Source organism: Sphingobium sp. SJ10-10 (assembly GCF_036038995.2).
Lineage (GTDB): Bacteria > Pseudomonadota > Alphaproteobacteria > Sphingomonadales > Sphingomonadaceae > Sphingobium.
Window position 1 is genome coordinate 1,025,087 of the sequence record NZ_CP158132.1, and the last position, 13,256, is coordinate 1,038,342.

Below are 13,256 nucleotides of genomic sequence, written 5' to 3' on the forward strand. Positions count from 1 at the left end.
CGTCCCGCCAATAAAGGAATGGTGAAGACCATGGCCGACAAAGTGAACAACCTTCAAGACATCTTCCTGAACAGCCTGCGCAAGAGCAAGACCCCGGTGACCATGTTCCTGGTCAAGGGCGTGAAGTTGCAGGGCATCATCACTTGGTTCGACAATTTCTCCGTGCTGCTGCGGCGGGATGGCCAGTCGCAACTGGTGTACAAGCATGCGATTTCGACCGTCATGCCGGCGCAACCCATGGATCTGAGCGAATTGCGCAAGGCCAGCGACGGCAATGGCAAGTCGAAGCTGCTCCAGGAAATCTTCCTGAGCGCGGTGCGCAAGTCCGGCAGCCCCGTCACCATGTTCCTGGTGAACGGCGTCATGTTGCAGGGCGAAATCGCGGCCTTCGACCTGTTCTGCATGTTGCTGGAGCGGGACGGCATGGTGCAGCTCGTCTACAAACATGCGATCTCGACGGTGCAGCCATTGCACGCGATCGACCTCACCGGCGAAGGTGAGGGCGAAGATTGATCGCTTTTTCTTGGCTTCGCCCGGTTTCCGATGAAGCCGGCCGGGGCCGGAAGCGTTAAGCCTCCATGGCCGTTTTCAACCGAGATTCCGCTGACGAAGTGTCGCGTGGCGCGCGTGCCATTGTCGTGCGCGCCGATGTTCATGGTCCGGAGCGTCGCGACAGCGATGCGCGGCTGGAGGAGGCGAGGGGGCTTGCCCTCGCCATCGGCATCGACGTGCGGGCGGCGCAGGCCTTTCGCGTGCGCGACCGCAAGCCTGCAACCTTGTTTGGCAGTGGGCAGGTGGATCAGATCGCGACGCTGGCGAGAGCCGAAGAGGCTGAACTGGTCATCGTCGACAATGCGCTGAGTCCCGTGCAGCAGAGCAATCTGGAAAAGGCGACCGAAACCAAGGTCATCGACCGGACCGGCCTGATCCTCGAAATTTTCGGTGAGCGGGCGGCGACCAACGAAGGGCGGCTTCAGGTCGAACTGGCACATCTCGACTATCAGGCGGGGCGGCTGGTGCGTAGCTGGACTCACCTTGAGCGGCAGCGCGGCGGCTTTGGTTTCCTGGGCGGTCCCGGTGAAACGCAGATCGAGGCCGACCGCCGGATGATCCGCGACCGAATGGCGAAAATCCGCCGCGAACTGGATCAGGTGACGAAGACGCGCGGGCTGCATCGAGCCAGGCGGCAACGGGCGCCCTGGCCGGTGATCGCGCTGGTCGGCTATACCAATGCGGGTAAGTCCACGCTGTTCAACCGGATGACCGGCGCTGACGTCATGGCAGAGAATCTGCTGTTCGCGACGCTCGATCCGACCATGCGGCAGATTGCCTTGCCGGGGCTGGACAAGGCCATTCTGTCGGACACGGTGGGCTTCGTTTCGGACCTGCCGACGCAATTGATCGCCGCATTCCGCGCAACGCTGGAAGAGGTGCTGTCGGCCGATCTGATCGTCCATGTTCGCGACATAGCCCATCCCGACAGCGATGCGCAGCGCGATGACGTCATCGACGTGCTGAGCGAACTGGGCGTGGCGGGGGAGGGCGCGCTCGAAGCGGGCGACGGCAATGAGCCGCCGCCGATCATCGAAGCCTGGAACAAGCTGGACTTGCTGGATGATGATGCGGTGGCGCTGGCGCGTGAGGCGGCGGCGAGGCGCGATGACGTCGTGATCCTGTCGGCGTTGACCGGCGAGGGGGTCGATAGTCTCCAGCGGACGATCAGCGCGCGGCTGACGTCAGGCGCGCAGATTCATCAGTTGCGTGTACCGCTGGCGGATGGCGCGGCGATGGCCTGGTTGCACGAGCATGGCGAAGTCATCGGCAGCCGGGCCCAGGGCGATGATATGCTGGTCGACGTCAGGCTGTCGGACTCGGCACTGGCGCGGTTCGTCAAACGCCGGGGAAATTGAGCGGCGGCGGGATCAGGGCTGCTTCAACAACCGCTTCGCCTGCTGCCATAGAGCTTCTTTCTGGTCGAGGGTAAGACCAGGAAAATCATCTCCTGCCAGCTTTTCCATGACGCGGAAGCGCTTGTCGAACTTGGCGTTGGCGACGCGTAGGGCGACCTCGGGGTCGACCTTCAAATGGCGGGCAAGGTTGACCGCGGCAAACAGGAGGTCGCCCACTTCCTCCTCCTGATCCATATGAGAGGTTGCCGCCTGCACTTCGTCCAGTTCTTCCTCGATCTTCTCGATGACTCCGTCGATGTCGGGCCAGTCGAAACCCGTGCGAGCGGCGCGTTTCTGGAGCTTCTCGGCGCGGAGCAGAGCCGGCAAGGCGACAGCCACTCCGGCAAGCGCGCTGGGATCAGGCTCCTTGTCGGCACGTTCGGCTGCTTTGATCGCTTCCCATTGGGCATGGCCGTCTTCGCGGGCGGTGCCGTCACCGAAGACATGCGGGTGGCGGCGGATCATCTTTTCCGTGATGCCGTCGATCACATCCTGCAGCGCGAAATGGCCGCTCTGTTCGGCCATGCGGCTGTGAAAGGCGACCTGCAGCAGCAGATCGCCCAGCTCGTCGCGCAGGGCCGCCATATCGTCGCGCTCTATGGCATCGGCAACCTCATAGGCTTCCTCGATCGTGTAGGGAGCGATGCTCGCGAAATTCTGTTCGATGTCCCAAGGGCACCCGGTTTCGGGATCGCGGAGCCGAGCCATGACATTGGCAAGCGGCATGATGTCGGCTGGACTCGCCTTGCTGGTGGAGGACATGCAGGATCCTGAATTGATGTTGTGATGAGGAGAGATAGGGCGTCGAGGGGGTGAAGGCCAGCCTTACCCGCCGGCGGTTTCCATTTGAAGCGCGACACCCGAGGTGATGCGTAGCATTTCATCCGGGGTGGGGCGAGCCCCACCCCGGATGGCAAAATTTATCCGGCCTTGAGGAGGGCGATCTGTTCTCCCAGGACCTCGTGCGGGGTGCGATAGCCCAGGCACTTGCGGGGTGTGCTGTTGAGGCGATCGGCGACGGCCTGGATCTCTTTGTCCGACAGGAGCGCAATGTCGGTGTTGGAGGGCAGGAAGCGCCGTATTCGGCCATTGCAATTTTCCACGCCGCCTTTCTGCCAGGGCGCGGACGGTAAGCAGAAATAACTGGTGACGCCGAGCCTGTTTCGCAGTGTCGCAAAAGCCGCAAATTCCGTGCCGCGATCAAAGGTGATGCTACGCCGGAGGGAAGGGGGGATGCCGCGCAAATGCCGATCGATCCCGGCCATGACACCGGCAGAATGTCGGCTCGGATTACGCGCGAGGAAGGTGAAGCGGCTGCAGCGTTCGACCAGCGAGGTGAGGTTGGCTTTGCCATATTCTCTCCGGAAGATCAGGAGATCGCCTTCCCAATGTCCGAAGCTGCTGCGATCCGCAATTTCCTGCGGACGTGCGCCGATCGTATTGGCCACAGGAATATGGAGACCGCGTGGCTTACGAGCGTAGCGCTGCCGTCGAGAACGGCGGGCAACGGGAAGATGGCGCCACAGCTTCTGGTGGCGTCCATCAGGTCCATAGACATATTGGTAAATGGTCTCGTGGCACACCGCCTCCCGGTTGCCCCGATGACGCCGCAGGTAACCCGCAATCTGTTCTGGCGACCAGGCGGCCGACAAGCGATCAGCGATATAAGCGGCGAGTTCCGGTTGGCGAGCGATCTTCCCGCCACGAACTCGACGCCCGCGCGCCATGGTCTGTGCGACAGTCGGAAAATAGCCGCGAAACAGCGGATTCTCATCCAGATGGCGGTTGCGCTTGAGCTCTCGATAAATCGTCGAAGGATGCCGACACAGCGCGTCAGCAATTTGCTGTGCTGACCGTCCGGTTGCTGCCAATCGATAAATGTCGCGCCGCTCGTCCAAACCCAGATGCTGATAGCCGTTCATTGCGTGCCTTCCTGGAAAAGGGATCAAACCCTTATAAAACCTAGGATTTCGCACTTCGAAATAGAATCCACCGCCAGGCGTCTGATAGTTCGATAATAAGGATTATGTTAAATCAACAACAATCCGCCCAGGTTCAATCCTCCAATATCTGGCTGTGCCGCTGGGTATCCCGCATTCGAATATAGACGACCAAGGAGATGCCGATCATCACCGTGATGTAGACATAGAATGCCTGCTCCATCCCGATCTGCTTGAACCACAGCGCGACGAATTCCGCCGTGCCGCCGAACAAGGTGTTGGCCAGCGCATATGGCAGCGCGACCCCCAATGCCCGGATATGCGCCGGAAACAGCTCCGCCTTCACGACCGCGTTGATCGAGGTGTAGCCGGTGACGATGATCAAACCGACCATCACGAGCAGGCCCGCAATAAACGGGTTCTTGGTGACGGCCAGCGTCGCGAAGATCGGATAAGTGCCGATCACGCCCAATATGCCGAAGCCGATCATCAAAGGCTTGCGGCCGATGCGATCAGAGAGCGCGCCCGCAAGCGGTTGAATCAGCATGAAAAGAAAAAGCGTTATCCCATTGATCTGAGACGCTATTTCTCGACTGAGACCGCTGGTGTTGACCAGGAATTTCTGCATGTAGATGGAATAGGCATAGAAAGCGATTGTCCCGCCCGCCGTCAGCATCATCACCGTCAGCGTTTCGCGAGGATGCCGAGTAATCAGCTCGACGAAGCCGGATTTGGGCGCGCCTTCAGCTTTGGCGACGGCAAAGCTTTGGGTTTCGGAAAGGCCGCGCCGCAGCCAGAAGACGACAATGGCCAACGCTCCGCCGATCAGAAACGGAATGCGCCATCCCCAGGCGTCCAATTCAGCTTCGCTCAGCATGGCCTGGAGCAGCAGCAGAACGCAGATGGCGACCAACTGCCCCGCGATCAGCGTGACATATTGGAAACTGGAATAAAACCCGCGCCGGCTACGTCCGGCCATTTCGGACAAATAGGTTGCGCTGGCGCCATATTCTCCGCCGATGGACAGCCCCTGCATCAGCCGGGCAAGGACCAGCAGCAAAGGCGCACCCACACCGATTGTCGCATAGGATGGCGTGACGGCAATCAGCAGCGACCCCGCGCACATCAACGCGACCGAGAGGGTCAGACCGCTTTTGCGGCCATGACGATCGGCATAGACTCCCATCAACCAGGCGCCGATCGGTCGCATCAGAAAGCCGACCGCAAAGATTCCCGCAGCGCTTAGCAATTGGGCCGTGCGATCTTCGTTGGGGAAGAAATGCTGTGCGAAATAGAGGGTGAAGGCTGAATAGGCGTACCAGTCATACCATTCGACCAGATTGCCGGTGGACCCGCCGATAATGGCCTTCAGGCGATCTCGCTGATCGGGCGCCGCAAGCGGTGACGTCATGGGGTCAGCACCATTTCACCGTCCTGTACTGCCCAGCTTTTCAGGCGCGAAAGCATGTTCATGCCGATCACATTGACATCCCCGAAGGCAGGAGAAATGACGATGTCGATATCGCTGGCACGGATCGGACCGATGGCCAGGGTCGCTATGGTGGAGCGTTTGGCGTCGATCTTGCCGTTCGCTGTCATCATGCTGACGCCGGGAGCGTTGAGGTCGAAATTGAGCCCGGATGCCCGAGCCGAGGTTACGGACAAGGCCGTGACGCTTGCGCCGCTATCGATCAGGAAACGGGTCGGCGTGCCGTTGACCATGCCCTCCACCCAATAATGCCCATCGGCCGCGATGGGAATGCGCAACGCCTGCCCCTCCGCTCGCGCAGGGGGCAATGGTGCGGGCGCGTCACTGCTCGACAATGATGAGGACTCGCCCCCTTCCCCGCTCATGCGGCCGGAAAACAGGCCGAATTTCTCACCGGTCTTGAACAGGCCGAGCAGCGCGGCAAAGATGACGATCCAAAGTATCGCCATGCGCATGAGACCGCCCGACGGCACGCGTCGGGCCAAGAGGGCCGATCCGACCAGGACAAGCGCCAGCACATACCAGAGACTGGACATTGCCTGATCGCCATCCATGCTTCCACCCCGCCTTCTACGTCTCGCCCAGTTCGGCTACCAGACCGTCATAGCCCGGTTCCACCCCTTCCGGGAGTGTCCGGCGCAAGGTGGCATAGTCCATGCTCTGGTCCATATGGATCAATATGGCACGTCGGGGCCGCACGGCCTGCACGGCATCCATTGTAAGCGCCAGATGTGCATGGGTCGGATGCGGCTTTTCCCGCAAGGCATCGACCACCCAGATGTCCAGCCCATCATAAAGAGCCAGCATATCGACCGTTATGTCATGAAAATCAGTCGCATAGCCAATGGAATGGCCATTATGTGTAAAGCGAAACCCGGTGGAGAAGATTTCGCCATGGGGCTGATCGGTGCAGGCGATGCTGATGTCCCCGATGCGCAGGCCGTCGGGCAGCGCATGGGCCTCGATCGTGGGATGATAGCCGTGGCGCCCTTCGAAGGCATAGCCGAAGCGTTCCCGGAGCAATCTGAGCGTCTGCGGTCGGGCGTAGCCCGGCACGGGAGTACCGCGATGATGATAGAGCTGGCGGACATCGTCCAGGCCGTGGCTGTGGTCGGCATGGTCATGCGTCCACAGGATGGCATCGATATGAACCACATCCGCCGCCAGCAATTGCGCGCGCATATCGGGCGAGGTGTCGATCAGAAGCCGCGTCGTCGGACTTTCGATCAGTATCGAGGCGCGGGTACGCCGGTTCTTCGGTTCATCGGGATCGCAGGCGCCCCAGTCATTGCCGATCCGGGGAACGCCCGAGGAGGTGCCGCTGCCCAAGATGGTGAGCTTGAGGCTCATGCCGCGGATGTGGCTCCGACCTTGCTGAAAAGCTTGCGGAAATTCGCGGACGTCGCTTCGGCCAGTTGTTCGACGCTCTCTCCCCGCAGGTTGGCGAGAAAGCGGGCGGTATCAGCCACAAAGGCGGGCTCGCAGGATTTGCCACGATGGGGGACTGGCGCGAGAAACGGAGAGTCAGTTTCGATAAGCAGCCTGTCGATCGGCAGTCGCGCAGCCGTTTCCTGCAAATCCCTGGCGTTCTTGAAGGTCACGATACCGGAAATGCTGATATAGAAACCCAGTTCCATCGTAGCATCGGCAAAAGCGCCGCTGGCGGTGAAGCAGTGGATGACGCCGCCATAAACCCCCTTCCCCATTTCATCGCGCATGATGGCGAGCGTATCCTCCTCCGCATCGCGGGTGTGGACGATCAGCGGCAAACCCGTTTCGCGGGACGCCGCGATATGGGAGCGGAAGCTACGCTGTTGCCGTTCGCGATCGCTATGGTCGTAATAATAATCGAGGCCGGTCTCGCCTATGCCCACGATACGCGGGTGGGTGGCGCGTTCGACCAGCTTGGCCGTGTCGACATGCGGATGTTCGTCCGCTTCATGTGGGTGGATGCCGACGGTCGCCCAAACATCGGGTTCGCGCAGCGCCGTGCCCAGCACATCGTCCCACTCGCTTTCACGCGTGGCGATGTTGAGCATCAGGCCGACGCCGGCGCCGCGCGCCCGTTCAAGCACATTCTGCTGATCCTCGATCAACCCTTTGTAATTTAAATGGCAGTGACTGTCGATCAGCATGATCTCATGCCTCTTCGGCGGGCAGTTCGAGGCGCGGGAAAAGCGGCTTGGGCGCGCCGAGGATGAAACCCGCAGCGCGAAGCTGCGCATACCAGTCGCTGCCAATGGCGGCATAGCTCCGCCCTTCCCCGGCCACGCCCATCTGATCGAGCAGAGCCGACGCGCTGGCCGGGATGACCGGCTGGATTATGATGGCGAGATGGACGATGGCTTCGTACAAAGTGGCGAGCACTGCCTCCATCCGGGCGGGGTCGGTTTTGCGGAGCGTCCAGGGCGCCTGCGCGTCGATATAAGCGTTGCAGGCGAAGACCGCCCGCATCCATGCTTCGATGGCAACAGACGGCGCTAGATCGGCCATGGCGGCCTGGAAGGTCTGCGCGGCCTCAGCGATGGTCTTGAGGAGGTCGCTGTCGACATCCTGCGCAGCCGGTTCGGGCAGGCGGCCTTCGAGATTCTTGGCGATGAAGCTCAACGTCCGCTGGGCGAGATTGCCGAAGCTGTTGGCAAGGTCGCTGTTGGACCGGGCGACGATCGCCTCCGCGCTGTAGCTGCCGTCATTGCCGAAAGTGACTTCGGACAGCAGGAAATAGCGAAGCTGGTCCACGCCGAAACGCTCGGCCAGTTCCATCGGATCGGCCACATTGCCGAGAGACTTGGACATCTTCTCACCCCGGTTGAGGAGGAAGCCGTGGCCGAAGACCTGTTTCGGTAAGGGCAGCTTCGCACTCATCAGGAAGGCTGGCCAGTAAACCGTATGAAAACGCACGATATCCTTGCCGATGATGTGCGTGATATCGCCACCTTCCGACCAATAGCGGGCCATGCGTCCGGCGTCGTCCGGATAGCCGCAGCCGGTCAGATAATTGGTGAGCGCATCGACCCACACATACATCACATGGCCGTCGCTGCCGGGCACCTTCACACCCCAGTCGAAGCTGGTGCGCGAGACGCTGAGGTCGGAAAGGCCGCCCTCGACAAAGCGCATGATCTCATTGCGTCGGCTGTCCGGCTGGATGAAATCCGGCTGGCTGGCGTATAGGTCCAGCAGCTTCTGTTGATAGGCGGACAGGCGGAAGAACCAGCTTTCCTCTACCGTCCATTCGACCGGCGTGCCCTGGGGCGAAAGCTTCTGCCCGCCCTCTCCCTCAGTCAGTTCCTTCTCGTCGTAAAAGGCTTCGTCGCGGACCGAATACCAGCCTTCATAGCGGCCGAGATAGAGATCGCCATTGGCCTCCATCGCCTGCCAGATGGCCTGGCTGGCGCTGTGATGATCCGGCTCGCTGGTGCGGATGAAGCGATCATAGCTGATATTCAGGCCATCATTCATAGCCTTGAAATAGCTTGCCATTTCGTCCGCCAACTCGCGCGGCTCCATATTCCGGTTGCGGGCTGTCTGGGCCATTTTCAGCCCATGTTCGTCCGTGCCGGTCTGGAAGAAGACATCGCGGCCCATCATCCGCTGGAAACGGGCGATCGCGTCGGTGGCGATCACCTCATAGGCATGGCCGATATGCGGGCGGCCATTGGGATAGCTGATGGCGGTGGTGATGGTGTAGGGCTTCGACATGGGCCTTCCCTAGCGATAGTTAGCCCTTGCGCAAAGCCGCTTTTCAGTGCGCGAGCGCCGCGACATGCCCGGCCAGTTCGAACACCACCGCGCCCGGTTCCAGCGACAGGATGATGGCGCCGCTGGCAAGCTGGCGGGCGGCTTCCCAATGGTCAAGCGCCTTGCCCAGATCGCTCCCCCGCCGCTGACGCGCAGCAGCCGCTATGAAAGCGGGAGCGCGTTCGAGGAAGGCTTCATAACGAGGCCGCGCCGCCTTCGACGCCAGCGTCTTGGCGAGGATCAGGCGCTGGCGGTTGCCGGGGTCGCCGTCAATTGCGATGGCTGCGAGCGACTGTTCGATATCCGCGATGTTCAAGCCCGCATAGCGCAATGCCTTGCCGGGAGAGCCTTCCCCCGCATGGATCAGGGCGCTCAACTCATCCGGCGACAGGCTTTCGTCCGCTGCGCGCAGGATGGTGCGCATAGCGTCTTCGCCCAGCGTATCGAAACGCAGTGTGCGGCAGCGGGAACGAATAGTCGGAAGCAGGCGGCCGGGAGCGTGACTGACCAGCAGGAACAGCATGTCGGCCGGCGGCTCTTCGAGATTTTTGAGCAGGGCGTTGGCGGCGCCGCGCTCCAGATCGTCCGCGCTGTCGATCACCACGATGCGGCGCGAGGACATGGACGGAGCCGACTGGATCAGGCGCTGAAGGCCACGGACCTGATCGACCGTAATGTTGCGCGCCGTGCCGCTCTCCTTTTCCAGGCAGTAAAGCTCGGCATAGTCGGGATGGGAATCGGCCTCGATCAGGCGGCGGATCGGATGATCCTGCGGCACGTCCAGCCCTTCGGCCGAAACCGGCGGACCGGCGGCCTCCGCCAACAGGCGCAGCGCCATGGCGCGAGCGAAGCTCGCCTTGCCGATGCCGCGCGGGCCAGCCAGAATCCAGCCATGGTGAAGACGCCCGCTCCGCGCCGCGCTCAGCAATGTGTGCGCCTGTTCGTCATGGCCGAGAAGTGACGTCATGGCAGCAAATCCCGCAGCGCATGCAGCAAGCGCTTCGTCACCCCTTCGCTATCACCCGACGCATCGACAGTGAGGAAGCGCATCGGCTCCTGCTCGGCAAAGCGCGTAAAAGCACTGGCAACGGCCTGATGAAAACGGCGATCGCGCCCACCGATCCGGTCGGAGGCATCTCCGTCCCGCGACCGGGCGCGCGCCATCGCTTCCGCCTCGGGCAAGGTGAGGAAGAGGGTGCGATCGGGCAGGAAGCCCTCGCTGCCGATCCGGTGGAGCGTCAATATGTCCGCATCGGTCAGTTCGCCCATGCCCTGATAGGCGCGGCTGCTGTCGAGAAAGCGGTCGGACAACACCCATGCGCCGCGATCCAGCGCAGGCCGGATCGACTTTTCGACATGGTCCGCACGGGCAGCGGCGAACAGCAGCGCTTCGGCGCGGGGACTCCAGCGATCGGCACCGCCGGTCAGCAGCAATGCGCGAATGGCTTCCGCACCTTCGCTGCCGCCGGGTTCGCGGGTTTCGACCACTTCCAGCCCGCGGGCGCGCAGTGCCGCGGCAAGCGCCCGGAGCTGGGTCGACTTGCCGGCCCCCTCCCCGCCTTCCAGCGAGATGAAGCGGCCCCTGGTCGTTCGAGTGGCTGTCACCCGAAGAACGACTTCAGCCCGTTCCACAGACGGCCGAATATGCCCGCTTCGGAGACTTCCTCGCCCGCGACCAGCGGCAGGATCTGCGGCGGGGTATCGGGCGTGGAGATGATCAACTGGGCGATCTTCTGTCCCTTGGCGATGGGCGCCTTGATCGGGCCGGTATAGGCAACCTTGACCGAGATGTTGGACGACGCCGCACGGGGCAGGGTCACGGCCATGTCCTGCGGCGCGACAAGCGCGACCTTGGTGGCGCTGCCGAGCTGGACTTCGGCGGTTTCCACCGTCTGTCCTTTCTTGAACAGCGGTTGCGCCTTCCATGCGCGGAAGCCCCAATCCATGAAGCGCACGGATTCGGCAATGCGCTGATTGGCGCTGGTAAGGCCGGCAACGACCATCACCAGACGGCGGCCTTCCTGTTCGGCTGATCCGGTGAAGCCATAGCCCGCTTCCTCGGTATGGCCGGTCTTCAACCCATCGGCGCCCGCCACCTTGCCAAGAATGGGATTGCGGTTGCCCTGCTCGATATCCGCGCCGCCCATCGTCTTGCCCCAGGTGAAGGCGCGCGTGGCGTAGAATTTCTTGTAGAGCCCGGGCGTTTCCTCGATCGTCGCTTCGGCCAGGCTCGCGAGGTCGGCGGCGGTCACATAGGTCACGCCTTCGTCCGGCCAGCCGTTGCTGGTGCCGAAATTGCTGTTCTTGAGGCCTAGGCGCTTCGCCTCCTGATTCATCAGCGCGACGAAGGCCTGCTCGGTTCCGGCAATGCCCTCCGCCAGCACGACGCAGGCGTCATTGCCCGAGAGGGTGACGATGCCATGCAGCAGATTTTCCACCGACACCTGCTCGCCGGGGGAAAGGAACATGGTCGAACCGGCCTGGGGGCCGTGCCATTGCTGCCAGGTTTCCGGGCGGACCGTGAATTTCTGGTCGAGCTTCAGGTCGCCCTTCTGGATCAGACGGAAGGCGACGTGGACCGTCATCATCTTCGCCATGGAAGCGGGCGGCATTCGCGTCTCGCCGCCCTTGTCATAGAGAACCGCGCCCGATGATAGGTCCTTCAGATAGGCGATCGGCGCTTCGCCGGTATAGGGCGGCGCGGCGGCGGTCAGCGGCTGGGACAGCAACCCGACGAAAAGGAGGGCGGCGATAGACTTTTTCATGCGGGACTGCCTTCGGACTGGTGGATTCTTCGAGTGCCTTGCGCTTTCATTAGCCATGAGAGGGCCGATCTCAAAGCGCTCTATTGCTTCACCGCATCGGCCAACAGGCCGACCGACAGGGCGTAGAAGTTCGAGCAATTATAATCGAGGATCGCCCGGTAATTGCTGGTGAGCAGATAAGCGGTCTTGCCCGGACCATCGGGTTCCAGCAGCGTCGCCATCACCCCGTCGGCGGGCCAGCTTCCGCCAGTCGGCACAACCCCCATGCGCCGCCATTCGGCCATGTTGAGCCAGCGGCTGTGCCGGTTGAACACGCGCTCGCAACGGGCCGGATTGGTGCGCGCGGCGATGCTTGCGCGATCGAGGCTGACGGGCACGGACACGGCGACGCCCCAGGGCTGACCCCGCCGCCATCCGGCATGGACGAAATAATTGGCGATGGATGCGAGCGCGTCGGCTTCGCTATTCCAGATGTCGACCCGACCGTCGCCGTCGCCATCCTTGCCCAGCCGCAGATAGACGCTGGGCAGGAATTGGGGATAGCCCGTCGCCCCTGCCCAACTGCCCACCAGTCGGCTGCGCGGGACGCCATTGTCCAGCATCTTGAGCGTCGCGAGCAATTCCGGCTCGAACAGCGTCCGTCGGCGCCCTTCGTAAGAGAGGGTCGCGAGGGAACGGATCAGGTCGAAATCGCCGGTGTAGGAACCGTAATTGGTTTCATGGCCGTAAATGGCGACCATGACCTCCTCCGGCACGCCGGTTTCCGCCTCGATCCTGGCCAGCCGGGCGCGATTGGCGAGATAGGCAGTGCGGCCCCGGCTGATGCGCGCCGCATCGACATGTTGCTGGCGATAGGGTTCGAAATTGGGGATCGGCGCATAAACGCTGCCGCCGGGCTGGGTTTGATCGAGTTGAACCACGCGCGGATTGGGCGTCAGGCCCGGAAACACGCTGTCCAGGGTCGCGTCCCGGATGCCCAGAGCGCGAGCCTTGGGACGAAGGGATTCGAGATAGGCGCGAAAGGCGACATCCTCCTGCGCCATGACGCTGTCGGCCGTCAGGCTGCCCGCCATGACGGCAGCCAGTCCCAGCAACAGCGACATGATCGACGAACGCATTGAAGAATCTCCTTATCCCCTTTTGTTGCACAGGGATGCCGTGGCGTGAATCCCCTTATTGGCGCATGACGCCATTCCAGCGCCGAAAGCGCCTTCCTGCGATTTTGCGCTTGGCATGGCCGCCGGGTTCGCTAGGAAGCGTGGCAACGGACAGGTGGCCGAGTGGTTTAAGGCAGCGGTCTTGAAAACTGCCGTGGGTTTACGCTCACCGTGGGTTCGAATCCCACCCTGTCCGCCATTCCCTTCCTCAAGTC

Annotated in this window: 13 protein-coding genes and 1 tRNA gene; 3 read left to right on the top strand and 11 right to left on the bottom strand. The window is 62.1% G+C overall.

The window, feature by feature from the left end; all coding sequences use genetic code 11:
• Positions 1–18 precede the first annotated feature (18 nt).
• Positions 19–513 carry an RNA chaperone Hfq gene (hfq, locus tag VVT58_RS04920; protein WP_327754804.1) on the top strand — a complete coding sequence of 165 codons (495 nt, stop codon included), beginning with the start codon at positions 19–21 and terminating at the stop codon, positions 511–513.
• A 65-nt stretch (positions 514–578) separates the two neighbouring features.
• Positions 579–1,910, top strand: coding sequence for a GTPase HflX (gene hflX / locus VVT58_RS04925; RefSeq protein ID WP_327754805.1), 1,332 nt, complete (start codon positions 579–581; stop codon positions 1,908–1,910).
• Between the two features lie 12 nt (positions 1,911–1,922).
• On the opposite strand, the gene mazG is transcribed toward hflX, so the two are convergent.
• The 11 genes from mazG to VVT58_RS04980 form a co-directional block, all read right to left on the bottom strand.
• Positions 1,923–2,711, bottom strand: a complete 789-nt coding sequence (gene mazG / locus VVT58_RS04930; RefSeq protein WP_327754806.1) for a nucleoside triphosphate pyrophosphohydrolase — start codon at positions 2,709–2,711, stop codon at positions 1,923–1,925.
• A gap of 158 nt (positions 2,712–2,869) precedes the next feature.
• On the bottom strand, positions 2,870–3,871 hold the full coding sequence (locus tag VVT58_RS04935) for an IS30 family transposase (RefSeq protein WP_061934287.1): 1,002 nt from the start codon (positions 3,869–3,871) through the stop codon (positions 2,870–2,872).
• A gap of 133 nt (positions 3,872–4,004) precedes the next feature.
• Entirely contained in the window at positions 4,005–5,300 is a 1,296-nt protein-coding gene (locus VVT58_RS04940) for an MFS transporter (protein ID WP_327754694.1), read from the bottom strand.
• Positions 5,297–5,932 carry a TIGR02281 family clan AA aspartic protease gene (locus tag VVT58_RS04945; protein ID WP_087574239.1) on the bottom strand — a complete coding sequence of 212 codons (636 nt, stop codon included), beginning with the start codon at positions 5,930–5,932 and terminating at the stop codon, positions 5,297–5,299. Before VVT58_RS04945 ends, VVT58_RS04940 begins: the two co-directional genes overlap by 4 nt.
• A 16-nt stretch (positions 5,933–5,948) precedes the next feature.
• Positions 5,949–6,728 carry an MBL fold metallo-hydrolase gene (locus tag VVT58_RS04950; protein WP_327754693.1) on the bottom strand — a complete coding sequence of 260 codons (780 nt, stop codon included), beginning with the start codon at positions 6,726–6,728 and terminating at the stop codon, positions 5,949–5,951.
• On the bottom strand, positions 6,725–7,513 hold the full coding sequence (locus VVT58_RS04955; protein ID WP_327754692.1) for a TatD family hydrolase: 789 nt from the start codon (positions 7,511–7,513) through the stop codon (positions 6,725–6,727). Before VVT58_RS04955 ends, VVT58_RS04950 begins: the two co-directional genes overlap by 4 nt.
• A 4-nt stretch (positions 7,514–7,517) precedes the next feature.
• Positions 7,518–9,080: a methionine--tRNA ligase gene (gene metG, locus VVT58_RS04960; protein ID WP_327754690.1), complete on the bottom strand. Its 1,563-nt coding sequence runs from the start codon at positions 9,078–9,080 to the stop codon at positions 7,518–7,520.
• 43 nt (positions 9,081–9,123) lie between these two features.
• Positions 9,124–10,086, bottom strand: a complete 963-nt coding sequence (locus VVT58_RS04965) for an AAA family ATPase (RefSeq protein WP_327754689.1) — start codon at positions 10,084–10,086, stop codon at positions 9,124–9,126.
• Entirely contained in the window at positions 10,083–10,724 is a 642-nt protein-coding gene (gene tmk, locus VVT58_RS04970; RefSeq protein ID WP_327754688.1) for a dTMP kinase, read from the bottom strand. Before tmk ends, VVT58_RS04965 begins: the two co-directional genes overlap by 4 nt.
• Positions 10,721–11,884, bottom strand: coding sequence for a D-alanyl-D-alanine carboxypeptidase family protein (locus VVT58_RS04975; protein ID WP_066557644.1), 1,164 nt, complete (start codon positions 11,882–11,884; stop codon positions 10,721–10,723). Before VVT58_RS04975 ends, tmk begins: the two co-directional genes overlap by 4 nt.
• Positions 11,885–11,964: 80 nt before the next feature.
• The gene (locus tag VVT58_RS04980) at positions 11,965–13,002 is read right to left on the bottom strand and encodes a lytic murein transglycosylase (RefSeq protein ID WP_327754687.1); all 1,038 of its coding nucleotides are present in this window, start codon (positions 13,000–13,002) and stop codon (positions 11,965–11,967) included.
• A 148-nt stretch (positions 13,003–13,150) separates the two neighbouring features.
• On the opposite strand from VVT58_RS04980, the gene VVT58_RS04985 reads away from it, so the two are divergent.
• Positions 13,151–13,240, top strand: a tRNA-Ser gene (locus VVT58_RS04985).
• The last annotated feature ends 16 nt before the right edge of the window (positions 13,241–13,256 follow it).

What these genes read in the sequence shown, in the direction of transcription:
- hfq (WP_327754804.1), top strand. Translation starts at nt 19, where the DNA reads ATGGTGAAGACCATGGCCGACAAAGTGAACAACCTTCAAGACATCTTC.
- hflX (WP_327754805.1), top strand. Translation starts at nt 579, where the DNA reads ATGGCCGTTTTCAACCGAGATTCCGCTGACGAAGTGTCGCGTGGCGCG.
- mazG (WP_327754806.1), bottom strand. Translation starts at nt 2,711, where the DNA reads ATGTCCTCCACCAGCAAGGCGAGTCCAGCCGACATCATGCCGCTTGCC.
- VVT58_RS04935 (WP_061934287.1), bottom strand. Translation starts at nt 3,871, where the DNA reads ATGAACGGCTATCAGCATCTGGGTTTGGACGAGCGGCGCGACATTTAT.
- VVT58_RS04940 (WP_327754694.1), bottom strand. Translation starts at nt 5,300, where the DNA reads ATGACGTCACCGCTTGCGGCGCCCGATCAGCGAGATCGCCTGAAGGCC.
- VVT58_RS04945 (WP_087574239.1), bottom strand. Translation starts at nt 5,932, where the DNA reads ATGGATGGCGATCAGGCAATGTCCAGTCTCTGGTATGTGCTGGCGCTT.
- VVT58_RS04950 (WP_327754693.1), bottom strand. Translation starts at nt 6,728, where the DNA reads ATGAGCCTCAAGCTCACCATCTTGGGCAGCGGCACCTCCTCGGGCGTT.
- VVT58_RS04955 (WP_327754692.1), bottom strand. Translation starts at nt 7,513, where the DNA reads ATGCTGATCGACAGTCACTGCCATTTAAATTACAAAGGGTTGATCGAG.
- metG (WP_327754690.1), bottom strand. Translation starts at nt 9,080, where the DNA reads ATGTCGAAGCCCTACACCATCACCACCGCCATCAGCTATCCCAATGGC.
- VVT58_RS04965 (WP_327754689.1), bottom strand. Translation starts at nt 10,086, where the DNA reads ATGACGTCACTTCTCGGCCATGACGAACAGGCGCACACATTGCTGAGC.
- VVT58_RS04975 (WP_066557644.1), bottom strand. Translation starts at nt 11,884, where the DNA reads ATGAAAAAGTCTATCGCCGCCCTCCTTTTCGTCGGGTTGCTGTCCCAG.
- VVT58_RS04980 (WP_327754687.1), bottom strand. Translation starts at nt 13,002, where the DNA reads ATGCGTTCGTCGATCATGTCGCTGTTGCTGGGACTGGCTGCCGTCATG.